We start from the raw sequence: 26,480 nt of genomic DNA, 5'->3' as shown, positions 1-26,480 counted from the left end.
TTTTGCTAGACTAAATGTAGTTAATTTAGGAATAACAAGGAAACCTCAAATGGATGAACTGAATATATTAGCGGGTCCTATTCTGCGTCGCACAGAACAAAGCCGCGCTTGTATTTGGCTAGTTACCAACAAAGAAATCGATATAACCGGCATTCTCTATCAAGAGAGTAACAACTCACTACTAGAAATCGCCAATAGCCGTGCAAACAATGGCCACCAACAAATCCAAGTGTCAGATAGCTGCTTTGTGCACTTAATTCAAATAACAAGCTTAGAAGGGCTCCCCACTGACACCCGCCTTTTCTATGACATTTATTTCGGAGAGCCCGATAAAGGCATCAACCTAAATGCCCTTGGGTTAATCAAAACACACTACGATAACCCATCCGACGACGGCTACCTTAACCTGAATGGCCTGCCACTCCCTTCATTTTATATTCCTACGACCCTTAAGCGTTACCTACATGGCTCTTGCTTTAAGCTTCATGGAGACGGCCAAGAAAGCTTTTCAAAAGGCGAGCAATTACTTCAAGACAGCGTTGATAGCCCTATTTCAAAGCGACCCGCTTGTCTATTTTTAACCGGTGACCAAATCTATGCCGATGACGTTAGCAACACCACCATCAAACAATTAACCCAGTTTATAAGCAACACATTAAAAACAAACGAAGGCCAAGCTCCTTGGTTAGCAGACATCAAACCGCAGTTGGCTGTTGGTGAACGGGTATCTTTGTTTAGAAAGCGGTCTCATGCTCGTTTTAGAAAAGGCGAAAGAATTGGCTACCGCTATACGAAGACATTTACCTCAGGTGCAGCCGACAACCACCTTGTTTCGTTCTCCGAATTCTTTGGCCTTCACTTACTGTGCTGGAACCCAACAAACTGGGACGATAGTGTTTACTCAAACATAGGCATATCCGGTCATCGTATCCGACGCCTACTCGCGAATACCCCTACCTATATGATGTTTGATGACCACGACATCACCGACGACTGGAATATCAACCAAGCATGGCAGAGCACCGTTCAGCAAGACAATCTGACCCGAAAAGTTGTAAGCAATGGACTAGCGGCCTACTTTCTGTGCCAAGGCTGGGGCAACAATCCTGAGGCGTTCGATAGCGCCTTCATCAGCACAGTTCAAGACTATCTACACAACCTTTCAGCCCCAACACCTTTACAGAACGAGTCCTTCGAGACGACATTATGGAACTTTCATCAGTGGCATTTTTCAGTGCCGACCTCACCTGCCATCATTGCATTAGATACCCGTACAAACAGACGCCATAGAGGTAACAATAAAGTTTCAGGGCTTATTAATAATGCCGGATTTGCCGCTATACAGCCGCTATGGATAGAAGCAAACAAGCCATCCGAGATTATCTTAGTATCACCATCGCCCGTCCTCGGTCAGGAGTTTTTAGAGTGGATCCAGCAACTCATGACTAAAGTGGGGAAAATAAGTTCAGTCGATGCTGAATTTTGGCGCGGAGACAAGCCTACGTTTAACCAACTCATGCATACCTTAAACAACACCTTCAAACTAAAGCGATGCATTATTCTATCGGGAGATGTACACCACTCTTATGCATTCAAAGGCAGACTAAAACACAGCGCAGGCGAAACAATCCTCCAACAATTCACCTGTAGTGCACTGCGAAATAGAAGCCCCGCCTGGGATATTATCTATTCTCAGAAAAAACTTGATACAGCCAACTACGGCGTCCCTCGCAGCAGTATGCAAGGCTTCCACTTAAAACAAAAAGGCAAAAAGAAGCTCGGTGACGAATTCGGTGTAATTAGAACGCTACCATTAACATCTAACCTAAAGCTAGACATAGAGCCCATTACCAGTGATACAGGCCTAGCAGTCATCACCCACAACAGTATTGGTGAAATACATGACAAAGGAGCAACGATCAGTCAAACCACCCATGGTGCTTTGAGTACCCTCCTAACCGGTAAATATACCATGACATCAAACTAACCTTTTCAATCAATGAGTTAAGCCAGTGTTAACGACTTACCTTGAGCCCCACTCAATTTAGGGAGAGATCAATGACTAAACACGTTCAGCTTAAACGCCCAGCACCCAATAAAGATGTTGCGAAACTGCAGCATCTTCTTTCATCTCACGGGTATTTTTCAGACCAAATACCCTCACATGGACTCTTTGACGATACAACCCATGCCAATGTGGAGCTATTCCAACTCCAACATATTGGCCCCAACGGCCAAGCTTTAATAGTCGATGGAATTGTCGGTAAAAGCACGTGGTGGGCACTAGAAAACCCCAGCGGCACAGCGCAACGAAATCACTTTTCTGCCGTCACACCTAAAGGCTTAACCGATAAACGATTACAAATCCTTCAAGTCATCCAAGAAGAATATGCCAAGCCAGTATTCGAAGTGCCTGACGGCTCAAATCGTAGTCCTGATATTGATAACTATTGGGGCAACACCGGCGTCATCGGGCAACCCTGGTGCTGCGCTTTTGTCTCTTGGGTACTCGAAGACGTACTAGGCGAATACCCTATCAATGGCAAACACCACCTAGGTGTACAAAACATGTGGCGCGAAGCCCGTCGCCTCAAGCTAGAAACAAACCACCCCAAACCCGGTGATATTTTTATTCAAATTAAATCCGAAGGCAAAGGCCATACAGGCTTTATTATTGGCGTATCAACCGACAACACGGCTATATATACAGCCGAAGGTAACTGTGGCAACCGTTTAAAAATAGGTAAACGAGATATCCGCACTATTCAACACTTTATCGACTGCCTACAAGACCAGCAGCCTTTAGATTTTGAACGGGGAAATTTAACGGTAGAGGATGTAGGAGTAGATACGACACGGTGAAGAAATCACAAGAAGCGTGTTCATGATCTAAAGATGAGCCAGTTCAACAGGTAACATTAAACACGCGTCTTAGTGAACGAAAAACAGCAGTCTTGATGTAAAGAGGCACGACTGAAATCAGGGGTTGGTTAATCGAGAGAAGGAGCTTAGATGGCACACTGTCTCAGCTTATCAAGTCATACAATTATCACATGTCATCGTACTAGCGCTTGCAGTATCGCTAATTGTGTGGGGGTTAATGGCAAGAAAAGGCAGCCAAAATAAACAATCGACATATAGAAATCGAAGAACAGCCATAAAACGGTTTACCAGAAACTCTTCTGCCTTAAATAATAAACCTGTCACAAATGGCTCTGACTTAAAGGTATCTGGTTAAATTCTTTCAGCATTTTTCTATGACGGAATTTATTCCGACAAATATTGAAAATACCACAACGTATTTTTTAAACTATGTCTCATTCTTGTCGGTACAATCACTAACAACGAGCATAGCGTCGGAATAAATTCCGACCTACATGGCTATGCACTTGAATTAAGTTAGTTATATCCTTAAGTGAGCGGCATTCTATTCTGATCCTAATTAATCGTTTATCGCCCAACAACCTCATTCAGAGTCAGCTAAACATGTCTTTTCTGAAATCTCTAAATAGGCAAATGAAAAGAAACCAAGTGGCTAGAAAAGCGTTAGTCGAGTACTGCGATAAGTCATTTATAACTGATATAGACGACTTTAGTGAAGCGCTTTGGCGTTCAATTGCGGCCAGTACATGCAAACAATATTCGCTTGAAATTATCAGTAATGATGAGTCCTCATTAGAATTCATTGTAAAGCTATTGATTAAAATAGGGTTCAGCAGCGAAGACTCAGTAAGGCTTATGATGCGTATTCATAAAAACGGCAGTATCATCTTAGCCAAAGCAGAGGAAGATACTCTTTTAAGGCTTCAAAAATATATAAACATCCAAGCAAAAGCACATGCTTGTCAGCTTGAAAATAGAATTATAAGGACATTGTAATAAGGGATGTTTGTTTAAGGCCCTGATAAACTCAAACCAATTCTAGTGGAATTACGCCTCGCAAAAAATAGATAAATGGAGCTGACGCTTTTATCTAACCAAACATAAGCGCCACACCGATATAGCATCGAATGATTGGATTCAATTAACTGCAACATGGGTATAGCAGTCGTATTGATAGGTGTAATAAAAGAAGATATGTTTACTCAGAACCTACTGTCAGTTAAGACCCTAAATAAGCTCCCAACCCTAATTTTTATATTCAATCTGTGAGTAAAATGAAAACCCCTTATTTTTTAGCTATACCTTTAACAACATCATTATTATCTGGCTGTGTATCTCACCCAGACGTAAACGAAAGGCTTGGCCAGTTCACAGCGGCATCATCCTTTGACATTAGAAATTTGAATTATGAAAAATCTAATAAAACAGCCACGTTTGTTGAAGGTAAAACTTGTTATAAAGTCAACCCTCAAACTCTCCGCTATGAAGCAGGCCCCAAAGATAATCTTATTCAAAGGGCAATGGATGAAGCCATACGAAACGGTCAGAAAGCGGGTATTGATGGTGACCTTCTTGTAAATGCAAGAATAGAACGAAAAACAGAGCATCGAGCCGGAGCAAATATATTCCTCAAAGATCGGTTCGGGTGTGTTTTTGTTAGTGGAGACCTTGTCAAAATAAAGGCTTAAGTTATGAAGGATAAAGAGAAAATTGCGGTATTCATTGATGCTGACAATGCCCCTGCGAAGAAAATTGACAGCGTACTTTCCGAGCTTGCTCGTTACGGTGTCGTTAACATCAGAAAAGCATACGGAAATTGGAAAAACCAAAATTTAAAAGCCTGGGAAGATGCTCTTCATGAGTTTGCCATTCAACCAATTCAGCAATTTGATCTAACAAAAGGTAAAAATGCGACAGATATGGCTTTAGTCATAGATGTCATGGACGTGCTTTATACAAAGGACGTTGATGTTATCTGTCTTGTCTCATCAGATTGCGACTTCACCCCACTGGTAACAAGATCACTGGCAGATGGTAAATTTGTAATCGGCTTCGGTGAACGAAAAGCACCTCTGGCATTCGTCAATAGCTGCTCACGCTTCTTATATTTTGATGACGAAGTCGTTGACCAACAGCCTATTCAGAAGCAGAGCAAAAATATCAAAAGTGATACTAAGTTAATAAACCTATTACGACAGGCTATTGAAGCGGTTGAAGATGACCACGGATGGGCTATGCTTGGTCCAATTGGCACCCATATTTCAAATCATGCGTCATTTGATCAGCGAAATTATGGTTTTAAGAAGTTAAGCGATTTATTTATGGCGATCGACCTATTTGAAATGAAAAAAACAAACGGCTCGGTACTGTGGATTCGAGACAAAAAACGCGCGAAGCAACTTAACAAGTCATGATATGGAGGGTTCACTGGATAACCGCACGATCAAGTCTGAACATCTCTATTAGCACCTTCAAATGCAAACGTTAGAACCCCTCTACACTTCGGAAACGAAGAGCAACCATAAAACTGTTTACCTTGATTCGAGCCTTTTTTTGCCTCTCTCAGAACCATTGTTCCACCACATTTTGGGCAAGCCCTACTACTTTCTTTTTCTCTAATAATTTCTTTAACATGCTTAACGTGCTGAATATTAGTCTTAATGGATGGTGCTAATCTTCCAGAGTTAATTCTTTCAAGCACATTTGAAACTTGAGCTTCTGAAAGCAGTAGTTCAGTCTTTGATTTAATAAACTGAATATAGCCTCCCCCCTTTGTCACGTTTTCTGGCATCTGAGTTTTAAAGGTACTGTCGCCAACAAAAACGATTAAAGAAAAAACACTAGACGCGTCAATATCTAAGCACGCTTCAAGCGTTTTAACGTGTTTATAATTTTGGTGAAGTGGATTTTGAAATTTATGACTACTTCTAAAAATCTTTTGTGTCCAATATTTCTGCTTTTCATTACCAAAAATCCACCCCTTCATATTCTTAGTCTCAACAACAAATACGCCATATTTAGACACAATAATATGATCAATTTAAGTTGTACCATCTACGGTAGGTAAAGTGACATTTTTAATGAGGTGATAATCATTTTTGTTGAGGAAGAACTTGGCTGTGATGTTTACGAGAAACTCTCCCGCCTTACCTTTGAACCATGGTGATTTTATCACTGTCGCAAAAATTGCTAGCGGTACTAAATACCACATAACGTTCATTATTGGAGCAAAAATAATGGAGATGTCCATTCAAACAATTCTCTTATAATTCAACAAACTATTATTTAGGTCGGCTTCAGCAAATCTATCAAGTGTAATAACTGATTTTTAATTTCTTCTGACCCTAATTATTTTAGAGGTAGGCCTACGTGTCTGCTCTCAACCTTTTGGGCAATTCGTCACTTATTCCGGCTAACATAATAGATCTGACACCTTTTCAAACTATTTTTAGATTAACTACTCTTTAATACCCTGCAACTCCTTTTCTATCAACTCAATACTGGGTAGCTGTTGTTCCAAGTCGGCAGGCAAAGCTTGAGCGAGTTGATATTCGGCTATTCCTATTGGTTTACTGTTATCTCTAAGTGCATATTCAGCAACAATTTTATTGCGGGACTTACACAGTAATAAACCAATAGTAGGCAGGTCTTGCTCTGTTTTAATTTGGCTATCGACCGCAGACAAATAGAAATTTAGCTGGCCGGTATGTTCAGGCTTAAAGTCACCGGCTTTTAGTTCAACAACGATGTAGCACCGTAATTTCAAGTGATAAAACAATAAATCAAGATAGAAGTCATCACCGCCTACCTCTAGGTGCACCTGCTTACCAACAAAGGCAAAGCCTGCCCCAAGTTCCAACAGGAATTGACTAATATGCTGCGTTAAGGCCTGCTCGATATCTCTTTCTTTTGCGTTGGCTCCAACCGATAAAAAATCAAATATGTAAGGATCTTTCAAGGTTTGTTGTGCCAATTCTGAATTTGTGGAGGGTAAACTTTGCTCAAAGTTAGTGGTTGCCTGTCCTTCTCGCTCGATTAGTTTACTTTCAATTTGATGAACCAACACATTTCGAGACCAACCGTGTTCTATTGTTTTTTTGGCATAAAGCAAACGGATCTCTGAATTTTCTAGCTTTGCCATCAGTACTAAGTGATGCCCCCAGGGAATTTGTGCAACAGGCTGTTGCACAAATTCTGGGTCAGACCAAACTTCAGCAAATTGGCGCATATATTTCAGGTTTCGAGCTGAGAATCCTTTGATTTCAGGGAAGGCCTTTTTCAAGTCATTTGATAATAGATCAATAACCTTCGCCCCCCAACCTTGCTGTTGCTGTCGTTCCAAAATTTCTTGGCCAATTTGCCAATAAAGCGCGATAAGCTCTTTGTTTACTGACAGTACAGCGCGTTGCTGGGCTGTCTGAATATTCTTTTTCAGGCTGCCAAGCCATTGTTCATAACCTGAAGGCAAATTATTTAGCTCCACACTGCTCTTTTTGAACTCAGTCATGAATTGCTTTTCCTTAAAGGTGTCTTTCAATATTGATATTTAACTTAACGACCCTATGCATTTACAGATGAAACTCCTTCCACCTCAGACGCCTCAACCTCAACCTCTGAATTTGGGTTAGGATTACCTTGCCCTACCTTCTGTAGCTCTTCCTTAATTTTCTTTGCCGATGTAACTGGCCAGTTCTGAGAGAAAACAAAAAAAGCAAAAAAAGCGCACAGCAGTGACAAAGAGGCACCTCCGACAATAATTCCAACACTGCCTGGGTTAACTAAAAAGAAAGCTAAGAATATTACTATTGCAAAGCAAAAGAATAGACTGCCAACTCCAATGTTGTACCAATAACCAATTTTCTCAGTACACTTTTGCTTCCTTACATCAATTTTGGTATCCGATGTTGCACTTAAGTACGGAAGGGCTCTTTTTATATTTGTCCAGGTTATAGAGTGTGAAGTCTTTTCATGTAGATAAATCAGTGATTCTCGTAAACTTTTTTCTGCATATATGCCAGTTGCCACCTTAAAATATTGAGCATCGCGTAAATCTTTTATAACTTTTAATACATCCTCATTCGCAGCATCTTGATTAGCCATATACACTTCTAGCTTTTCCAGCCTCTTCTTTTCTTTTCGTTCTGATATATCGAGAAACTTAGAAAAGTCCTTGTTTAGTAAGAACCATACAAGAATGCCAATGAACATAATTAATCCACTGGGGGTTTGAATAACTCCCTCGATTGCGTCTAAAAGCTCAGAAATACTTTTAACAGCTTCTGTAGCGCCGCTAATTTCTTCAGCTAGTTTGTTCGTTGTGGACATTCCATACCTCCATGTAATTTCATAATTTATTAATGGGTAAGCCTTTACAACGAGCCCCCTTTCCATCGAGAAACTTTAGTTATCATTCATTTTTATGGTTTTGATAAATTGAATGACATCTCTATATACTCGGTGCCGTAACGCATTTGAAAATACTTATACGCAACATTTGATAAACTTGCGTACTATTTCAAGTGCAATTAGCTGCGCTTTATTTTTCTAATTAGTTAGTTTTGGATAGCTCGATACTTATTACTCACCGCACATTACCTTATAGATAAAATATCAAGTCTAGATTATTCGTTAATCAGCGATTTATTCTGCCGCGTCGATTTTATCTATTAAAAAATCAGCAAATGCTTTTGTTATTTCTACTTTGTCGCTACCGTAATTTAAAGTACCCAGTGAAAATGCACCGGCTTTTGTAACCGGCTGATCAGGATACTCAGATAGAAAAGTATCCAATAACGGCTTTCTATCCAGATCGTGCTTCCACCAACATCCACCGTAACTGGGCGACAGATTTCTGCCTTCTATATGCCATGGCCATCGCTGTTTCCAAGGCTCGGTTTGCTGCTCTTCAAATGTCGCTTCTTTAGGTGACCCGGTTATTTGGAAATAAGATAGTAAACAGCCACAGCCCACAGCAGTGGTAATGACAATATCGCCAGCTCGAATTGCACCAGTGCCTTTTTTTGAAAAATCTAGGTTTTGATGTAAATCGGAAAAATCTTTCTGATCTTCCTTCAATATAGGGTCCTCCGACACCCCTACAGGTTTCAAATAGTATCGAGGCTCTTTATTATTTTTATCCCCCTGAAAGTAAACCGAATCAAGGATATCGGATGTAGGTTGTGTTTTTTCGTCCCACTCTGGGTGATCTTTTAACCCCTGCTCAGAAAACATAACCAGCCTATCCACTAGAGATTCTGTGATGTCATGATAATCAATACATTCAAGCACTTCACTTTCCAGCTGTTCAATAGCCTCACCACTATCAATCAATAGGCCCCATTCATGGTTATTGTAAAAACCACTTTGCGTAAGGTTTGCCGAAGTTACTATAACCTTGTGTATATTGTCTTTTTTGAAGATATATATTTTCCCATGCAAACTATTATCAATATGCACCTTAACTTTCGCTTTGGGGCATTTTGCATTCATTAAGTTATAGAAGGATTTTAATGCATGAGGCTTTGTGATCTGGTCTTGATCATTTTTCTTGAGTGTTGTGACTAGCGTAATAGTCTTAACAGCTGAGAAATCTGATTTGCTAAATAATTCCTGAAAGTCTCCAGCAATAAACGGGGAAACCCAAAATAGTTCATCGTAATTATCTTCTAATAACTCAGTAATAAGTGAGCCATGACTAGACGTTAGATTAGATATGACTTTCATGTTTAAATACCCGTATATAATTATCGCTTTATGAATCCCTGCTAGGGTTTTTTATAGAACGTGAGGTATAAGTAAAGCCGCCTTCTATATTTTGAGCAGCTCTGGGCCTTTCTTGTTGAGTTTCTTCAAGCTTCTGGTGCTGCAAACTGGACGCAATTATAGTCAGATCTTTGATATTCCAACCCTGTTGAATAGCGCGTTCTCGATTCACCCCTGAAAATCTTGACTCGTCTATAGCCAAACAAACTAAATGCTTAGGCCTTGTCATAGCGACATAAAGCTGTTTCATGAATTTCGCTTTACGCTTAAGTGGGCTATCGGTTTTAACCCCGACCAAGTAATCCATCATTTGGCCAATATCATACTGATGAAATTGTGTTTCCAATACCAAGGTAGCCGCGTGAGTCTCGCCTTTAACTGAGTGTATTGTTGATATTTCTACGTCTACACTCCTTCCATTGCGTTTAACCGAACAGATATTAAGACTTGAACTGTCTTCAGCCGTTGTGATTTCTCGCTCCTTAAAAGAAGTAAATTCACTCACTCCTGGGTTGTCTATATCTAGTTCAAGCAAATCAATCAAAGGAACTAGGTTTTCAATCCAAACGCCCTCATCCGTAAAATCTTTAAACTGCAATGAAAGTACCATCTGATTGAAAGCTTTGAGTTTGTCGGTATCTTTTAACCAACGCCGCAGACGATCAACTGTTACAGGTTTTATATCACCTATCTGATCTGACAGCTGTACACCAGCGATACGGTAGCATCTTGCCACCCCATCCAATACGAGCCGATATGACTTATGATTACTACTCGCCATTTCAATTTTGTAAAAATAGTCGATCAGCTTCTGCGGTTTAAAATTGTTAGATGCTTGAGACTTATGGAAGTTTGGAAAATACTCCCCAATAGTTAAAGCTGTCGGGTTTTCATTGCCCACAGCACCAACTACTTTGATCGGCGATACTTCATCACTGTGAATATGCTCTATACATAAATCAACAAAGGAGGAGATCACCTGCCCCCTAGTTTTCTCAGAAACTACAAATATAGTATTTGGCGGATCATCTTTAGTTGCCTCATGAGACGAACAAATTGTGAGCCTTTTACTACTTAACCCAGAAACAATCTTTGCAATAGAGGAATTAAAACGGTGACTTGTTGTGATCGCAGGTAAATCAAGGTCATTATAAGTGTTACTACCGTCCCCACTGTTGAATATAGCCTGATCAGCATCACCGAACCGTTGCACCTGACAATATTCAGTATCAAAGATACTGTTGATCAAGTGATCTTGAAAATACTCTGTATCTTGCATCTCATCTACAAACACTATTCTAAATCTTGATCTTAGCGCCTCAGAAGCCCCGCTAACAGTGTCAACATAAGCTTTGCCATATTCATACATCTCACGATAAAAATGCAACCCGGAACCAATTAAACTATTCTTTATCGATGCTAGATCCTGGTAACTATTCGAATTCGAGTAAGATGGAAAGGCAGGCACAGAGGTAACAAACTCACCTTTTTCATATTTAACCTGAAGTCCGCCAATGCTCGCTCTTTTGTTTTCCAAATATTTACGAGTACCCCATTTCAACTTGCTGTTAATATAGTTACAGCAAATTTCATCATCAATTTGATTAACAGGTATACCGACAGTCCGGCAATATGGGATAGCTAAAAAACGATTTACAAATTCTTGTATTGTACCGATAAAGTGGGGGTATTTAAGAAGACGCCTGCCATCAGGGTGCTTCTCTAGACGACTAATAATTTCAAACTTTGCCACATTTGTATGACTTAGAACACAAATTCCATTTGATCCTTGGTTCCATTTTGATGCCAATAGAATCAGCTTAGCGGCAATTAACGTAGTTTTGCCACTACCAGGGCAGGCTTGAATATCATCGTAACCTTTTAAAGCAAGCCTACGAGGTTCATCAAATGACAGGCCAGTTTCCATTTCAATTAAGTCTATATCATCATCCGTGATTGTGAGTGTCATTAACTTATCTCCGAACCAACAACAGGGTCTATTGCTGAAACTCCAACTGGGTTAAAAGTTTCTGTGACATGCTCAATAGCACTAACAATATATGGAGGAAGTTTCCCTCTGAACTCGTCTGATTTTCCCTTGTATTTATCACGAAGGATCTGCGCAAGATGATAAGTTGACTCTGTTTTGCCCGACGATCTAGTCTCAATCATGCTATAGATTTTAATGGCACGCTCCTCTGCACTATATGGCAAATCATTAAACCCAATTACAGCACCTTCAGGTTTAATTGATTGAAAAACCTCACTTGCAAGACCATATTTGGCTAAACAATACTCAAAAGTCCATTCATCAGAGATAAATGTTTTAACGTTACCGCCATCCTGAGCACACTTATTTGACTTCCATGTTGCTAGGTCATCAGGCTTATCGTCATAATAGCTAAACCAACGGTTTAGATTTCCCTTCTTACGTGTTTCCCGATTCGGTTGTTTCTTTTCCTTAAACCCGACAACATTTCCGTCTTTTTTCTCGGCTTTATCTGGCCATATATCAAGGTCAGTAATACACGCCACCTTTATTGGCAGCACTGAACTGCGAACTAAAGATGTTCGGTATATCTTCGCATATCGTTTGTAGGCCAGATTACCAACATTAACAATCGAGACACCGTAATCTTCAAGAGGACGCCCCAGTAGTTCGGCTATAGTAGGAAGCAGAATATTTTCCCCATCGCCTTCGACCAACAAAACACCTTTGGCAAAAAACATATTGGCCTTAGAAACATCTAGAAACTTTTCTAAAAAAGGGTAGTCGCCATTATCCAAAGCAGTACACCCTTTTCTAAGCGGAAAAGCTTGGCCTTTGCTCATAATAATCAAGTTTTCTAATGGAACTTTCGAAGCCAAATTAGGGCTGTGTGTTGATAAAATACACTGCAAGTTGGGCTGTTGCTCGGCAAGGTATTTAATGAATTTCATTTGAAGTTGTGGGTGTAAATGGGCTTCAGGTTCTTCAATGAGAAGCAGTGGAAATCCATCCTCAGCGTCTGTTAGAAGCATTAACTCAGCTGCCATGAATAAAAGGTTACTGTATCCGAGCCCATGAGAAAGGCCTGCTTCATTAAGCCCTAGTGATAATCGCTCGACAATTGCCCTAAATACCGTATTTTTTTCGCCGGTAGTCATTTGGTCCAAATTTTTACTTCCAAGCATATCAATAACAGGCGAGAAAACATTCCCTTTGAAAGTGACTAGTTTTAAGAGGCTTTGAACAGCATCTTTAGTTTGGGAAATAGACGGATCAGCTTTGATTGATTGATTTGCTTGAATAATTAGTTCTATAAGCCGTTCCATGTCGGCAAGATTTCCACCAACACTATTTGGGCTTGCCAATAACTGAGAAAGGCGGGACATACGCCCAGCAGACAGCTCATTTTCTGCGTCTCGAAGAGGTTTAAGATAAGTTGTAGACAAATACAGGCGAACGTCTCTTTCTAGTATTGGACCATCACAATTAGATCCTGATCGAATTTCTGTTCGAATAGCCTGGCCATTTCTTCCCACACCATCACCTAATGATGCTCTCAGATTTACATAAAGAATAGTTCCTCGTTGGCCACTACTATCTTCTTCAAATGAAAGATGCTCAGCAAATGCACCTCCATCGCTAGCGGACAGGTCATAAAACTTTAACTGTATAGATAAAGTACTTGTACCGCTACTGAAATCAGTATTTTTAATACGAACCCACTCGGCTGAGTTTGTATCAAGTGCCAATCGGATTGCATCAATTAAACTGGTTTTTCCAGCATCATTCTCACCTATTAAAAGGTTAAGCCCCTTATTCAATTCTACATATGTCGACTCAAATACTCGAAAGTTGTCTGCTTTAATACTTGCCAAATACATATGAAATCCCTGTAGATAAGTTCCTTAAAACTGCATGATTAAATTAGCTTTTGCTCGGCCATAGCATCAGCTAAATGCAATTGGGTGGTTTGAGACTCACGGATGCGTTCTTTTAGGGTGTCGCATAGATCCATAAGTTTGACAATCTTAGCAACGACTCTAAAAAGTTCCTCTTTGGGTGGGAAAGGAACTAAAACTTGGCTAAGAATCTCTAAATTAATATTCTTTTGAGCGGTCGATGGGGCATATTTTTCAAGGTCACTTTTCGCTGTCCGAATAAAAAACTCAAAATACCTAACATCAATTTCTTTATCAAAAGGTGTATAGCCTACGACGCTATCGGGAAAACATGCATCGAAACCTAGCACGCTTGTATCCGCAATATTGGCTGCAATGGTGATGCACATCGTGCCTTTCGGCCAAAGTCGACTTTGAGCGAGGCCAGTTTTATTGTACAAAGCGGTATATGTTTCGATAACACCGTTAGCTCTAGAAACATCACCTGTTTGAACTAATGGTATGTTCCCATCAACATAAAGAGCCCTATCATTTCTAGGGCGGTGTTTTGATTTACCTCGTGAAAGGTCGCCAATATCAGGCAAGCGGCACCACTCCCACCCCTCCGGCAGCTCAAACGGTTTCTCATCCTCCCCAATCTCCGGCAAAGCCTTCTGCTTCTTAATCCTCCCATCCTTAATCAACTGCGCTTTCTCAGCCGCTATCTTCTCAAGCAACACACTAGCCGGTTCATCATTAGGGTCTTGCGGCACAAGCTTGCCCATCACCGCAAGTTGCAGGATGGCTTGTTTGAGTTGGTCGATGCTGTGTTCGGTGGTGAACAGGGTGTCGAAGTGTTCGGCGATTCTGGCCCAGGCTTGGTTGAATTCGCCCTTTTCGCCTGCGTTGGTGAGTGCGGACAGTAGGGTTTCTACTAGGGTTTGGTGGGCGCTGATGCTGTTTTCTTGTTGTTGTTCTAGTTGGTCGCATAAGGCCATGAGTTCGTCGACTTTGGCGACTATGCGGTGTTGTTCTGCTAATGGCGGTAAGCCAACAACAATGGGGTACACCTTTCTCCCTGAGATTACCGGTTGGGCTGTTGCGCTTTCATTTTCTTTTAGATTTGTTCCCTTCAAAAGCCATGACAGAAAATCTAAGTAGATATTCTTTTCAGAGAAAGTCGTTATGAATGCATTGTCAGTCACCCAAGCCTTTTCAGGTGTAATATGAATTGAACCGCAATAAAATCCAACTCGCCCAATAATAAGGGTTGGCTTATCAACATTCCCTTCACTATGGCACCCTGTTACCCCATTACCACCATAAACTGGAACATCTCCCTCTTTGTTCATCTTTGATGATGTCAGTCCATTACCAGAGGAAATCTGTATAATTTCCTGTAAGCGAACCCAAGTCCAGCCTTTACGCAGGCTGTAAGGCTCTTCATCCTGGGATATTTCAGGTAGCCTTTTAACTCGTTTTGCTTTTTTTTTCGAAATTAAATACTCTCGCTCTTTTTCAATATTTTTTACTAGAACTGAAGCTGGTTCATCATGTTCATCTTGAGGAACTAATAACCCACGTACCGCTAACTCCAAAATTAGCTCACGTAATTTTTTTATTCCATACAACTCAATCTTCTTACTACCACCACGCCCCTGAGAGCCCCGCCGTTTAATAGCCGATGACCAAACATCCAAATTCTCAGTGATTAACCGCTCTGGATTCCCGCCCCCACCAGTGCGTTCTCTCTCGCATTGCGATTCACCTTGATCGCGGGAATGATTTGAAGTGCTGAGGCTCATACCGCCTCCTCTATCGCCAACATATTCATAATCAACCGAATTAACGTTTCTTTTTGCGCAGGCGCTGATTCCGCTACCAATAAGGTCAGCGCTGCGAGGCCGGTGTCATTAATAATGTTCATCATAGAGCTGCCTCGATATTGGTAAACTCACTGGACGGTACATTGTTTTGGCGGTTTTTTGCCAGCGTTTTCAATTTAGCCCAATCACCCTCGATTAACGCTTGTTTTTTGTTGCGACTCCACCCCTTTATTTGCCGTTCTTTGCTCAATGCCTCTAGTCTCGTTTCAAATGCTTGCTGAAAAACTAACTGAACGGGTAAACGAGTGGCGGTATAACAGTTTTTAAAATAAGCCGAATGATGTTGTTCTAAACGGTTTTCTAGGTTGTCTGTATGACCGGTGTAAAAGCTTTTATCTTGGCATTGAAGGATGTATACATGGAATGACATTATGCTGCATCCTTTAATTTTGGAGCATCGGTAACCATCCCTTCGACAAGCTCAGGGTGAACGGGGGGGGTGGTCAACAAAATCCGTTCTTGGTGAACAGGGGGTGTGGCCAATGAGAGTCGTTCGTGGTGAACGATAAGTGTCGTTGATGAGGACCGTTCGTGGTGAACGATAAGTGTCGTTGATGAGGACCGTTCGTGGTGAACGATAAGTGTCGTTGATGAGGACCGTTCGTGGTGAACGATAAGTGTCGTTGATGAGGACCGTTCGTGGTGAACGATAAGTGTCGTTGATGGGGACCGTTCGTGGTGAACGATAAGTGTCGTTGATGGGGACCGTTCGTGGTGAGCTTGTCGAACCATTTGTTCGAACCGTTGTTGGTTGAGTGTATAGCCTTGGGTTAGATGTTCGTTAAGTAGTTTGGTAGCCCATTGTCGAAACTGCACGCACCGCTTGGAGTTAACACGATAGCCCACTGATATAATGGCGTCGAGATTATAATGTTTTATATTTCGGGTAACGTTTCGTTTGCCTTCTTTTTGAACTACCGAGTATTCCTCGGTAGTTGCCTCTTCGCTTAGCTCTTGCTCGGTATAGATGTTTTTCAGGTGCAAACTAATATTGTCTGTGGAGGTATCCAGCAGTACAGAGAGCTGCTTTTGTGTCAGCCAAACAGTCTCTTGCTCTAGCTGAACCTGTATTTCACCATTAGTACTTTCAAAAATCGCTATATCACTCATAAAACACTCCTTGTTTTAATGACTCAGTGCATCACTGAGAATGGTTTTTAATTGATCACGCAGGGCCTGAATACCTTGTTGCTGCTTTGCAAATTCAGCTAACAATTCTTCTGGGTCGTGACTGATGACTTCGCCTACATGGGGGTTTTTAATATCGAGGTTGTAGTTGCGGGCGATAATGTCTTCAATGTTCACTAACCAAGCGAATTCATTTTCTTATCGGTTGTTACGTTGAGTCTTCTCTTCAATCGTTTTCCCTTCTCCCCACCATTCGGCACAGGCGGCGAAGTCTTCCAGCTTCATGGGCTTGGTTTTGTTAAAGGCTTTTACCCCTTCTGGCAGAGGTACTTCGTAGTACCATATATCTTTTGTCGGTGTACCTTTTTCAAAGAACAGGATGTTGGTTTTAATACTGGTGTAAGGGGCAAAGACGGAGTTGGGTAATCGCACTAGGGTGTGTAGGTTACATTCGTCTAATAACAGTTTTTTGATTTTGGTTTTAACGCCTTCGCCAAACAGTGTACCGTCTGGTAATACCACGGCGGCTCTGCCCTTTTCATTTAAAACTTCGATAATGTACTGTAAAAATAAGTCGGCTGTTTCACGAGTTTGAAATTCCGAGGGGAAGTTCTTTTCGATACCGTCTTCTTCAGTGCCACCGAAAGGTGGGTTTGATACGACTACATCCACCATGTCTTCACTATCTAAACTAGAGAGTGGTTTATTTAGCGTATTACCGTGGCGAATTTGTTGTGGTACTTCGATGCCGTGTAGCATCATGTTGGTGGTGCATAACAGGTGCGGTAGCTGCTTCTTTTCGACGCCGTGAACTGATTTTTGTAAAAGTCGTTCGCCCTCGGTGTCTTTAACTTGTTTTTTTAGGGTATCTACCGTGCAGGCTAAGAAGCCACCTGTGCCCCGCAAGCAGGGTCGAGAATGGATTCGCCTAGTTGTGGGTTAATCATTTGCACAATAAAACGCGTGACAGCACGCGGAGTGAAAATAATGTCATTTTGAGAAGCATTAATAGTGTTACCTCCTTGATTTCACTACTCTAAATAACTGTAACATTTTTTTGCGTAATTTAGTGGTTTTTAAAGGGGATAGTCTTCATATTCAGGTTTAACCTGTTACATGAATAGTTAGATTTAAACTGAAAATATTTTGTTTTTAAATGCGTAATGCAAATGCATAAATTCTTTAATTTTTTGTTCTCCCCCCATGCGCCAATAGGTCTCTGATTCTTTCATTAATCCGATTAAATAACTAACCAAATAATTATTATCCTTTAGCAATCGAGGAGACCCTACAGGCGAGCTATAACTTGAACCAATTGACTGCGCATATGAAATAATATGCTGTCGAACATCAAATTTCTGTGTCTCAGGACTACGATTTTGCTGCGAACAAAAATCTAAAAAATGATGTAGATATGTATTTTTTTCATCGCATAACCCCAAAACTCCTTCTAAGTCTTCAACACAAACGAAATGTATATTCCCTAGAGGTATCTTATTTTTAATTACCCCTGTGATTTTATCCTTATATTCATCTCCCAAATATCCGACCAGTTTGCTTGCATTTCCTAAATAGAAATCTTGATGCGTTACTATTACTGCATACCGTTCTTCGTACTTTTGAATACCTGGATACCCATGGATATCCAGCAATGCCGCACACTCGCTAGCTTGCTCAATGGCTTTTATATAACTATCTTTCAGCTTATCCTTAATGATTCTAGGGGAGTCAGATATCAATATTTTTTGATGAGGCTCTACTCCTTTAGCATCAATTAATACTGTTTTCCCACCATTTAAATCTAAAAAATCGATTACTTTCCCCGTAACATATTGTTCTTTATAAAATATATTAATATCCTTTTCTCTAGTTACTGAATAATTAAACTGATTGAATAAATCAGCAATATACTCTTCATAAGCCTTCGTGAATTTATTTCTAAATGACTCTGATTTTAATTCTCTTATGACAAATTCACTAATACCAATAGTTGCGACATATGTGTGAGGTGTTGAAAAGCCATTAGGAAGTAATAATATGGGACTTTTTATGGTTAAGGGTTCAGTAAAATATTCTGCTGGTTTTAGCGGATTCTGTGATCGCCACAGCTGTATTTCATTTTTTAACTGGTCGGGAGTTGCTCCTACTAATTTCAGTAGCTTTGAGATCTTTTCAAGGCTAAATGCTGGATACAATTTAATGATTAATTCTGAATATGGAATATATGAAGCGCTTTGATTTATAAAAACTGAGTTCAAATACCATGCAAAAACAAAATACTCTCTTAACTCTAATCCTGTAATTTCTTTAAACTTGTCATTAAAAAAACTGCTCGAATTTTTATCACACATAATGCTGAATAAGCGAACCATAAAAAATAGATGCGCTATCTGATCTTTTTGGAACATTAATTGAGACAGTAAAAAAGGTCTTAGGGTTAAGTAGGTATTTTGAGATGTCGCTAGCTTCATAGCATTATCCTGCAATGCCCAAATTTTATTTAATATCCTGTATACGTCCTCATCAGTTGCTGGGGATGCATTTTTTTGGGGCGTTAGCTCAAGCGTCCAATCAAGCATTAGACACAACACCCATGGCATACCGTATCCTTTAGATTCATTCTCGTGCTTAGTGTGTAGTTTTATCAAAAGCTCATTGACCAATGATTCAGTTGTATATCTTTGAATTTGTATCCGGATTTCATCAGCTTTTTTATTAAATGCCATATTTATCACTAATCTATATCTCCATTCTGGTATTTCAACCTTTCGGCAAACCCATTGCGTTCAGCAAGAACCTGGTCATACATCCCATAAACTTGCTGAATGTGTTCCCACAGTTGTTCATTTTGAAGCTGATAAGACTCTGCGATTTTTTTGTAGTCTTCCGTACTTTTCTTTAAATGAGTAATTTTTTTCTTAAAGTGTTCAACACTTTCACTGGCTTCAATACCTGCTTTCTTGTTTTTCTGCTTCTCCTTAGCTTTATTAATTTTAAATGCTAAGTCTGGGTACCTGCTATGTATCAATGAGTGTGACACATTCGCTTTGCTTGCAACCTGACTTATATTTACCTTTTCATTATTTTCAACCATTTCGTTGAATATCTTCTCAATCAAAGTTTTAGTATCTTGTTCCATCTCAAGCCTCTTTGATATCAATGGTTAATTGGTTGATCACGGTGTTAGCGGCGCTTAAATTGTCAGTTAAGGCAGTGCTGAATGACAGAAAGCGTTTTTTCATGTCTTCCGGAAATTTTTCAAATGCTTGAAGTTGTGATTCACAACGTTTCTTAATAACAATCCAGTGAGGTAAGTGTTTCGGGGTTGCTATATATGATTGGCAATAGATGCAATGACTGGGGTCAGCAGCATTGCGTACCTTGCAGTCACTACTTTTAGTACAATAACCATGAGATAGGCCTCTAAAACTTGACGTATGCTTTGCTGCAAAAAATAACAATTCCTGCATATTTGAAAAATGAGGTGTACTGCCTGTCGTTAAGTCGTCATTTAATATTTCAGTCAGTCTACTCATGAAACTTTGACCTCCACGTCCAGCCAAAACACCATCTTCAGCTGCTTGAACCATGTCACCCATTGCTTGAGTGACCATAAATTCAGAAAAGCTTTCGGTTAGTTTTATTAGTTCCTCAATCGACTCATAGCCTCTCTGGCTATAAACCAACGTCATACTATTCTCCAAGTGCTTATACTGGTATTTAATATCGTCTAAATCACCAAGACGATTGGCAACGATAAACCAAGCAAACGTATGCCTGAATTGATGTGCCGTAAAATTGAATAACATGCCTTCTTTGTAAGGTTTTTTAAAACCTTTATGACTAGAGCTGACTGACTGGTAGTTGCAACCCATACGGTTCAAAAGCTCCATATCTTCGGTTGTAACAGAAATAGAAAACAAGGTATTAATATTAGTGAAGCTATTTTTTGTTGCCTTTGAGTGAGCTGAAAATTCACACGACTGCTTATGGTGGGAGACGTTAAACAGCTGCCGATTCAATAGACCGAATTTCATATTTAACCGCCTTTTTACCGGTAAAGCAGCGGCGTGATGAGTCAATAGAAGTTCTGCTCGCTGCCTGTAAACCTCGTTCACTCTTGCAAGCAGTACAACAGCATCATGTGTAATTTTATTTGTTATCCACTCTAGCGTTTGAGTCCCGTCAGTAGTTTTTGATAACAGTGTTTTTAAATAGTATTTACCATCGTTTTCTATGGCTGCATCATCAGGTAAAGCGATCGCCTCGCTATAACGCATGCCTGTATAACTTAAAACCAGCACAAACACATAACGGCGAAGTTTGTTAATCGTTTGATGATATTTGGCTAGTTCCTTCTTCCCACTCTTAGTTAACACGTTAATGTATGTGTCTCTAGAAAACTCAGCAGGAGGGCATGAACTAATCTTATCGTTGAGGCAAAGCTGAATGCTATGCCAGGACTCAAATGATGCATTTGCTTTTTTCACTTGTACTTCTGATTCGTGTAACAGTATTTTTAATACCCTGACAGGGATAATCGCATGCTTATTTCTGCGTTGTATGTTTAATGCCTTGTAAGGCGATAAGTATTCATTAATAACATCGAAGACACTGGAATTTTCAATCAACCCGTATAAACGAACCCAATACATTGCATCTAATAATTTTGAAGCATTTGAAGGGGATTGTTCCATATTCATATAGGAGACCATTTCATAAATGATGTTCCTAAGCATCAATTCAGGTAGATCATTTAATTCATCCAGTCCATATATATCGTATCTTTTAAGCCATGTTCCAAATCGTTTTAGGTATGAAATTAAAAGTCGAATAGTTGACCATGAAAGTGGATCCATACCTTCCCTTGAACCCTGAGTGTACATGCCTAGTGCCATTGCTTTAAGTTGATATGCTAATTTAGGACTTGTGTCATTAAATGCTATAGCTAACTTATTATTAGGTGATCGCCATGATTCATCACCAAACTTAATTATATGCCGACGATTTGTGCCGAGGTAATCCCACAGCAGTAGACCATTTACTTTATCCGTCCTGTTTTCATCAAAAGCCCTCAATCTTATAACGCCATCAATGATTAGAGTTTGATCTACGGCTTCTCCAATTCTCGTCATAAGATACCGCCTAAGTTGTTCGTTGAAGTAATGGCAAAATCCCAAAATGGGTGCATACCATTTTCATTAAGTAATTGTTGGCCTTTAGTCACTGCTGCTTTATTTTTTAGCGTTACTTGCGTCAATATCGCACCAACTCGATCATGCAAGGCTTGAATTGCATCAGTCTGAAATTCATTATTTTCTATATCAGAAACACTGGCCGACATATCAACTAAAACATAATCGCGGTAACTTAATAATTGCCAAACATGCTCAGGGTCAGCCACCGTTCTAAAATGTTTGCACCAAATACATGCCAAGAAATCACTGCACCACACCGATTTGGTGTTAGTTTTTTTCTGTAAAGCGCGGTGTTCTTTTTGATATTGTTCAGCTTCATCATCATTACCTGCTGAAGCACATTCTCCTGTCGGCGTTTTTTGTAACGATGCATCGTCAATCATTAAAACTTTAATTTCAGGGCTAATTTCCCGACCAGTAAAATAACGTTGCATTACATCTACTGCTTCATGCAATGTTTGTTGAGTCTTTATTTCATCAATGCGCTGATAATGTTTAATGAACGTGTCGAAGTCATGCCGCATATGTGATTCATATGCACGCATGTCTTTTGCTACTTTACGATAAATATGGTTAGCGCCGTTCTTTCGAATCCGCATTGAATTGTAAGATACACGACAGCCCAAGCCTTTTAATACAGCATTGATATATGAAATCACATTCTTATGATCCAGCCGATAAACTTCAGCCTTTTCGCGATAAATAAATAGACATTTATTCGGCAAAGAACCATTACCTTCACGAATAGGCTGGGTAATATCATTCTTAACGGTCTGAATATCTCGCATCACACTGTTTACAGTGCGCCCATCTAGGTTATAGCAGTCAATGTCATAACCTTTCCGTGGTTTTTGCACTAAAACACTAATAGATTTTTTAGCTGTAGGCAGTGCAATTTCGGTAATATCCGACACCTCAATATCTGTTAGAGGCGCTGTGTTCCAGCAGGTTTTTAATTGGATTTTTGCAAAGTATAAGGCTAACGTTCGCTGACTGGATTGGCCTGACTTAATACCGCTTTCAATATAAAAAACTAACTCTCGTAACTCACCTTCAGTATATAAATCCTCAATGCGAGTCCTCTTCGCATGACGTTGATAGCGTTTAAAAGATAAACCAAATGCTTCAACAACCTGCTGACCTGATGCTCCCATTACCCAACGAATTACTTCAAAATAAGAAGTTCCTGTTCTCAAACTCATCTGCTTTGCTTGAACTGACGATTGAATTTGTTGAAATATTAATTTTTGAATACGATTGTTATCTGTACTTAGGCAGGCTAAGCCAAGCTCTCCAACCTCTTTATCAAAGGCAGGAAACAAATACTTAACTAACAAACGATTGAGCTTATTAAACCTGGTATGCAGTGTTTCCATGCTGTAATTTTTTTCAGGTAATAACGATAACTCTACCTGGTGAAACGTCCTGACTTGCTCAAATAAATGCTTAGACAAACCCGCCAGCGTTGAAAAGTCTATCGTCCTGAATTTATTTGTTTTTTCAAAGTAGAATGGAAATAAGTGAAGTTGATAATCATGCCTGTGTATTGGTTTCTTGTAATGATCACCAAGAAATAGCAATAGTTCGTTAAATCGAAAGCGACTTAATGTGCCTTTAGAAAAAAGCAATAGTGAGTATTCATTATTTTTAAATGCATCTAAGCCTTCTGAGAGACATATACCTTTATTATTCTGCTTGGAGAACACTAACTTTAAAGAGAATACACAGCCTATAAATCGTTGCGTTACCGACTTTAAATCATGCTCTTTGCCTCCAGTATATTTAGGCATTTTAGCTAAAGCGGCCAGCTGCCTGACACAAATAGGGGAAACATGATGTAAATCAGTCACATCAATTATTTTATGATTTATTTCGATAATATGAGTGTTAAAAATTTCCGGTAAATAAACAGACAATAAAGCCAACAAAGATGATTCCATTACTTTGTGCTTGTCAGCGACCTCGGTCTTTTCAAAGACCTGACGATATTCAAAGGTATTAATAAACGCTTTTAAGCCTACTGTATTCAGGGAAAGCGCCCATTCTGGCGAGGCTTTACAGATATCGCGCAATCCTTTCATTGCATTTTGAGCGTAAAACAACTTCGTGCGTGGCGCTAAATGCTCAGTAGTGTCCCATGCTATGAGTGCTTCAGAGATATCTTTGCCCAGCGCTTCGCTCTGCCTGTACCACGCCAAACAATCGATATACGTTAAGTTAATGCGGACGATTGAAGGTCGAGTTACATCAGATTTAACCGTCCTTACAAAGTGCATCAAGCAACGACGAAACACCACTTCATCTTCATGAGTAAGCACCTGAGATTTAATCTCAAACTGAAGCCAATAATCACCTTGCAACAACCTTTCTACGCCATGAGTCAATAATGGTTTAGCAAAAAGCAATAATTCCTGAGATGACTTTAAAAGATGATTAAATAGTCTCAAATGCAGATGGACCTTTTTCTTATTGTTGTCCGTTATGCAGCTTTGCAAAGACTGACGTAAAACATCAATTGAAATAACACTGTCACTCACTGGAATTATCTCCCAGGGCGTTTAAAGCATCCTCTTGCAGAGGCTCTAAAAACTCACCAAATAACTGGTCGACCCAGGAAGACATTTGCTGATCGAAGGTCATTGATCTCGCAAAATTAATGTATTTTTGTGTCGTAGAAAAATTGGAATGTCCCATTAAGTCCATCAGTTTGAATTGAATAAAGCCCAGTGGTAGGTGCTTCTCCAACATGAATCCCGCCAAGTTGGTCGCAAAGGTTGAGCGAAAATCATGAAAGTCACGCTTAAGTACAATGCCGCGTACTTTTAGCTCTTTACGAACTTTAGAGATCACGTTACCAATCGACTTTGCTAGCATTTGTTCACCAGAACGATTTAAAAATAATGGCGCTTCATCACAACTCCCTTGTTTAAGTTGCCATTTTGATAATCGCGTTTGATGTTCTGCGGCTTTACGGTAATCCCAAAGTGACTGCATTAAATGGCGAGAGACCATAATGGTTCTTTCCTTGCCGTATTTTCCCACAATCTCCACATAAAAGAGGCCATTGTTTTTCAAGCTTGGGTCAACAACTAATGACGAGGGAAATGTCGCAATTTCTTCTGCTCGTAAACCACAATGACAAGCCATATCCACTCTAAGCCTGGGACCGTCTTTTGTTAGTTCATGCGTAGAGTAAAGTGCTTTCAGCTCTTCTCTTTCATAGGGTGACAACTCAGAGTTACTGGCTTTCTTTTGACGATATTTTTTGGGTATCAGTAAATCGGTGGTGGTAACCACAATGCCTTTTTCTTCAGCGCCATAACTGGTGAATAACAAATCAATATTGCCATCTTTCCGCTTTTTCTTGATCACCTTGGTTTTATACTTAAAAGGTAACTTATCTATACGGCGCTGTTTTCTAGCCCACTCATAAAAATGACGAACATGGTTGATATACAAATTGCCTGTATCACGATCAATGTCGCCAGCGACTATCCGATCAATTAAATGCTTTCGGTATCGATAAACAGGCAGCCAGTACTTAGCTTTATCACTATCAGTGACAGCATATACCTCTTGCCAGTTAACATTATGTTTTTCAATCCACTGAAGAAACAACGACATTGAATTAGCGACCGAATTCAGTGTGGTTAACGTTATACCTCCCAACTGATTTCTTTTACCACCACGCTTAGGGGGCATAAATGTCCCCTTGAATCGATGTTCAAGAAAAAGGTTTATTTCAAGCGCATCAGCGATTCGCTGCAATGACAGCACTCGCGGAAACTTTTCTACCCAATGATCATGGTGATATTGCACCCGTCGCTTAGCATGCTCATCACTCCCGTCAAAATAAGGGAGGTCACCTAAATTCACGTTTTTCTTCACAACCTTTGGATAAGATTCAATCAAAATAAGTGCTCCATTGAATTACTGCAAATAATATAATTGATGACCAGCGTGATCGTCAACACATATTTTGCATCATTTGATTACTGCATATTTATTTGACTAAGCTCTTACTATGCGCCAATATAATTTACGATTAAATAATTCGGTGGCAACATTTAGTGATGTAGATCGCTAGTGGCTCACCTAAAAACGCACTCAGTAGAGGAAAAGCTGATTAAGCCAATGAATACTACGCTTTGCGAAATAGCAGAAATTCGGCCTGGCCACCCCTTCCGTGGCACGATCGCCCCCGTTGTAGATAGCAACACGTATGTCGTACAAGTGAGGGATACTGATACATCCGGTGAAATACGCACAGATGAGATGATCACCACAGAGTTAACCGGTCGAAAACAACCAGACTGGTTACAACAAGGCGACATTTTATTTGTAGCAAAGGGGGCCAAACATTTCGCGGCCTGCGTGAAACAGTTACCGGTGCAAACAGTATGCTCGCCGCATTTTTTTATCGTGCGTATTAAAACCGAAAACACAGCAACGGTATTGCCCGAATTTATTAGCTGGCAGTTAAACCAAATTCCTGCACAGCGTTATTTCAAGACCACAGCCGAAGGTTCAATGTACGTTAGTATTCGTCGCCAAGTATTAGAAGATGTGCCAATCACGCTGCCTTCAATAGAAAAACAAGCACAACTGGTGGCGTTACATGCCTCCGCAGTTAAAGAACAAAAGATGCTACAGAAGCTCATTACCAACCGACAACAGCTGTTAGATGCTATTGCTTTGGATATTTTGACTAACTGACTTGAGCTAAAGAACAACGTTTAAGCAATTAATCATACTT

General features: G+C 40.0%; 20 protein-coding genes and 2 pseudogenes. 6 read left to right on the top strand and 16 right to left on the bottom strand.

The window, feature by feature from the left end:
* The first annotated feature begins 49 nt into the window (after positions 1-49).
* The 5 genes from NKI27_RS07925 (at position 50) to NKI27_RS07905 (ending at position 5,297) form a co-directional block, all read left to right on the top strand.
* Positions 50-1,987, top strand: a complete 1,938-nt coding sequence (locus NKI27_RS07925) for a metallophosphoesterase family protein (RefSeq protein WP_265049125.1) — start codon at positions 50-52, stop codon at positions 1,985-1,987.
* Positions 1,988-2,058: 71 nt separating this feature from the next.
* Complete coding sequence (locus NKI27_RS07920) at positions 2,059-2,862, top strand: CHAP domain-containing protein (protein ID WP_265049124.1); 804 nt, start codon at positions 2,059-2,061, stop codon at positions 2,860-2,862.
* A gap of 654 nt (positions 2,863-3,516) precedes the next feature.
* Positions 3,517-3,879, top strand: a complete 363-nt coding sequence (locus NKI27_RS07915; RefSeq protein ID WP_265049123.1) for an ATP-dependent Clp protease adaptor ClpS — start codon at positions 3,517-3,519, stop codon at positions 3,877-3,879.
* Between the two features lie 278 nt (positions 3,880-4,157).
* Positions 4,158-4,571, top strand: a complete 414-nt coding sequence (locus NKI27_RS07910) for a hypothetical protein (RefSeq protein ID WP_265049122.1) — start codon at positions 4,158-4,160, stop codon at positions 4,569-4,571.
* Positions 4,572-4,574: 3 nt separating this feature from the next.
* Complete coding sequence (locus tag NKI27_RS07905) at positions 4,575-5,297, top strand: NYN domain-containing protein (RefSeq protein WP_265049121.1); 723 nt, start codon at positions 4,575-4,577, stop codon at positions 5,295-5,297.
* A gap of 29 nt (positions 5,298-5,326) precedes the next feature.
* On the opposite strand, the pseudogene NKI27_RS07900 reads toward NKI27_RS07905, so the two are convergent.
* The 16 genes and pseudogenes from NKI27_RS07900 to NKI27_RS07825 form a co-directional block, all read right to left on the bottom strand.
* Positions 5,327-6,133, bottom strand: a pseudogene (locus NKI27_RS07900) (NERD domain-containing protein).
* A 207-nt stretch (positions 6,134-6,340) separates the two neighbouring features.
* The gene (locus NKI27_RS07895; protein ID WP_265049120.1) at positions 6,341-7,390 is read right to left on the bottom strand and encodes a PDDEXK nuclease domain-containing protein; all 1,050 of its coding nucleotides are present in this window, start codon (positions 7,388-7,390) and stop codon (positions 6,341-6,343) included.
* Positions 7,391-7,443: 53 nt separating this feature from the next.
* Positions 7,444-8,208, bottom strand: coding sequence for a hypothetical protein (locus NKI27_RS07890; protein ID WP_265049119.1), 765 nt, complete (start codon positions 8,206-8,208; stop codon positions 7,444-7,446).
* Between the two features lie 315 nt (positions 8,209-8,523).
* On the bottom strand, positions 8,524-9,606 hold the full coding sequence (locus tag NKI27_RS07885) for a phospholipase D family protein (RefSeq protein ID WP_265049118.1): 1,083 nt from the start codon (positions 9,604-9,606) through the stop codon (positions 8,524-8,526).
* A 28-nt stretch (positions 9,607-9,634) separates the two neighbouring features.
* Positions 9,635-11,614 (bottom strand): UvrD-helicase domain-containing protein, encoded by a 1,980-nt coding sequence (locus tag NKI27_RS07880; protein ID WP_265049117.1) that lies wholly within the window; start codon positions 11,612-11,614, stop codon positions 9,635-9,637.
* The gene (locus NKI27_RS07875) at positions 11,614-13,515 is read right to left on the bottom strand and encodes an ATP-dependent nuclease (protein WP_265049116.1); all 1,902 of its coding nucleotides are present in this window, start codon (positions 13,513-13,515) and stop codon (positions 11,614-11,616) included. The genes NKI27_RS07880 and NKI27_RS07875 overlap by 1 nt, the downstream gene beginning before the upstream one ends.
* A gap of 38 nt (positions 13,516-13,553) precedes the next feature.
* On the bottom strand, positions 13,554-15,317 hold the full coding sequence (locus NKI27_RS07870) for a restriction endonuclease subunit S (RefSeq protein WP_265049115.1): 1,764 nt from the start codon (positions 15,315-15,317) through the stop codon (positions 13,554-13,556).
* Positions 15,314-15,442, bottom strand: coding sequence for a hypothetical protein (locus tag NKI27_RS07865; protein ID WP_265049114.1), 129 nt, complete (start codon positions 15,440-15,442; stop codon positions 15,314-15,316). Before NKI27_RS07865 ends, NKI27_RS07870 begins: the two co-directional genes overlap by 4 nt.
* Positions 15,439-15,768 (bottom strand): GIY-YIG nuclease family protein, encoded by a 330-nt coding sequence (locus tag NKI27_RS07860; RefSeq protein ID WP_265049113.1) that lies wholly within the window; start codon positions 15,766-15,768, stop codon positions 15,439-15,441. Before NKI27_RS07860 ends, NKI27_RS07865 begins: the two co-directional genes overlap by 4 nt.
* Positions 15,768-16,508: a virulence RhuM family protein gene (locus NKI27_RS07855; RefSeq protein ID WP_265049112.1), complete on the bottom strand. Its 741-nt coding sequence runs from the start codon at positions 16,506-16,508 to the stop codon at positions 15,768-15,770. The genes NKI27_RS07860 and NKI27_RS07855 overlap by 1 nt, the downstream gene beginning before the upstream one ends.
* A 15-nt stretch (positions 16,509-16,523) precedes the next feature.
* Positions 16,524-17,509 (bottom strand): annotated as a pseudogene (locus NKI27_RS07850) (N-6 DNA methylase); the annotation flags it as partial.
* Between the two features lie 147 nt (positions 17,510-17,656).
* Entirely contained in the window at positions 17,657-19,252 is a 1,596-nt protein-coding gene (gene gapS1, locus NKI27_RS07845) for a GapS1 family protein (RefSeq protein WP_455168461.1), read from the bottom strand.
* Between the two features lie 8 nt (positions 19,253-19,260).
* Entirely contained in the window at positions 19,261-19,665 is a 405-nt protein-coding gene (locus NKI27_RS07840) for a hypothetical protein (protein ID WP_265049110.1), read from the bottom strand.
* 1 nt (position 19,666) lies between these two features.
* Entirely contained in the window at positions 19,667-21,661 is a 1,995-nt protein-coding gene (locus NKI27_RS07835) for a hypothetical protein (RefSeq protein WP_265049109.1), read from the bottom strand.
* On the bottom strand, positions 21,658-24,261 hold the full coding sequence (locus NKI27_RS07830) for a hypothetical protein (protein ID WP_265049108.1): 2,604 nt from the start codon (positions 24,259-24,261) through the stop codon (positions 21,658-21,660). The genes NKI27_RS07835 and NKI27_RS07830 overlap by 4 nt, the downstream gene beginning before the upstream one ends.
* Positions 24,254-25,636: a tyrosine-type recombinase/integrase gene (locus tag NKI27_RS07825; protein WP_265049107.1), complete on the bottom strand. Its 1,383-nt coding sequence runs from the start codon at positions 25,634-25,636 to the stop codon at positions 24,254-24,256. The genes NKI27_RS07830 and NKI27_RS07825 overlap by 8 nt, the downstream gene beginning before the upstream one ends.
* Before the next feature lie 174 nt (positions 25,637-25,810).
* Here NKI27_RS07825 and NKI27_RS07820 point away from each other — a divergent pair, with 174 nt between their 5' ends.
* A complete protein-coding gene (locus NKI27_RS07820) occupies positions 25,811-26,440 on the top strand; it encodes a restriction endonuclease subunit S (protein WP_265049106.1) in 630 nt (209 codons plus the stop codon).
* Positions 26,441-26,480 lie beyond the last annotated feature (40 nt).

It is taken from the genome of Alkalimarinus alittae, assembly GCF_026016465.1.
Taxonomy (GTDB): Bacteria; Pseudomonadota; Gammaproteobacteria; order Pseudomonadales; family Oleiphilaceae; genus Alkalimarinus; species Alkalimarinus alittae.
Note: the sequence above shows the minus strand (reverse complement) of the source record. Positions and strands in the feature narration are given on the sequence as shown.

Excerpts from the sequence above, each read along its gene's own strand:
- NKI27_RS07860 (WP_265049113.1), bottom strand. The coding sequence starts at position 15,768 with ATGTCATTCCATGTATACATCCTTCAATGCCAAGATAAAAGCTTTTAC.
- NKI27_RS07885 (WP_265049118.1), bottom strand. The coding sequence starts at position 9,606 with ATGAAAGTCATATCTAATCTAACGTCTAGTCATGGCTCACTTATTACT.
- NKI27_RS07835 (WP_265049109.1), bottom strand. The coding sequence starts at position 21,661 with ATGACGAGAATTGGAGAAGCCGTAGATCAAACTCTAATCATTGATGGC.
- NKI27_RS07925 (WP_265049125.1), top strand. The coding sequence starts at position 50 with ATGGATGAACTGAATATATTAGCGGGTCCTATTCTGCGTCGCACAGAA.
- NKI27_RS07915 (WP_265049123.1), top strand. The coding sequence starts at position 3,517 with ATGAAAAGAAACCAAGTGGCTAGAAAAGCGTTAGTCGAGTACTGCGAT.
- NKI27_RS07865 (WP_265049114.1), bottom strand. The coding sequence starts at position 15,442 with ATGATGAACATTATTAATGACACCGGCCTCGCAGCGCTGACCTTATTG.
- NKI27_RS07870 (WP_265049115.1), bottom strand. The coding sequence starts at position 15,317 with ATGAGCCTCAGCACTTCAAATCATTCCCGCGATCAAGGTGAATCGCAA.
- NKI27_RS07910 (WP_265049122.1), top strand. The coding sequence starts at position 4,158 with ATGAAAACCCCTTATTTTTTAGCTATACCTTTAACAACATCATTATTA.
- NKI27_RS07880 (WP_265049117.1), bottom strand. The coding sequence starts at position 11,614 with ATGACACTCACAATCACGGATGATGATATAGACTTAATTGAAATGGAA.
- NKI27_RS07920 (WP_265049124.1), top strand. The coding sequence starts at position 2,059 with ATGACTAAACACGTTCAGCTTAAACGCCCAGCACCCAATAAAGATGTT.
- NKI27_RS07840 (WP_265049110.1), bottom strand. The coding sequence starts at position 19,665 with ATGGAACAAGATACTAAAACTTTGATTGAGAAGATATTCAACGAAATG.
- NKI27_RS07855 (WP_265049112.1), bottom strand. The coding sequence starts at position 16,508 with ATGAGTGATATAGCGATTTTTGAAAGTACTAATGGTGAAATACAGGTT.
- NKI27_RS07895 (WP_265049120.1), bottom strand. The coding sequence starts at position 7,390 with ATGACTGAGTTCAAAAAGAGCAGTGTGGAGCTAAATAATTTGCCTTCA.
- NKI27_RS07875 (WP_265049116.1), bottom strand. The coding sequence starts at position 13,515 with ATGTATTTGGCAAGTATTAAAGCAGACAACTTTCGAGTATTTGAGTCG.
- NKI27_RS07890 (WP_265049119.1), bottom strand. The coding sequence starts at position 8,208 with ATGTCCACAACGAACAAACTAGCTGAAGAAATTAGCGGCGCTACAGAA.
- NKI27_RS07905 (WP_265049121.1), top strand. The coding sequence starts at position 4,575 with ATGAAGGATAAAGAGAAAATTGCGGTATTCATTGATGCTGACAATGCC.
- gapS1 (WP_455168461.1), bottom strand. The coding sequence starts at position 19,252 with ATGGCATTTAATAAAAAAGCTGATGAAATCCGGATACAAATTCAAAGA.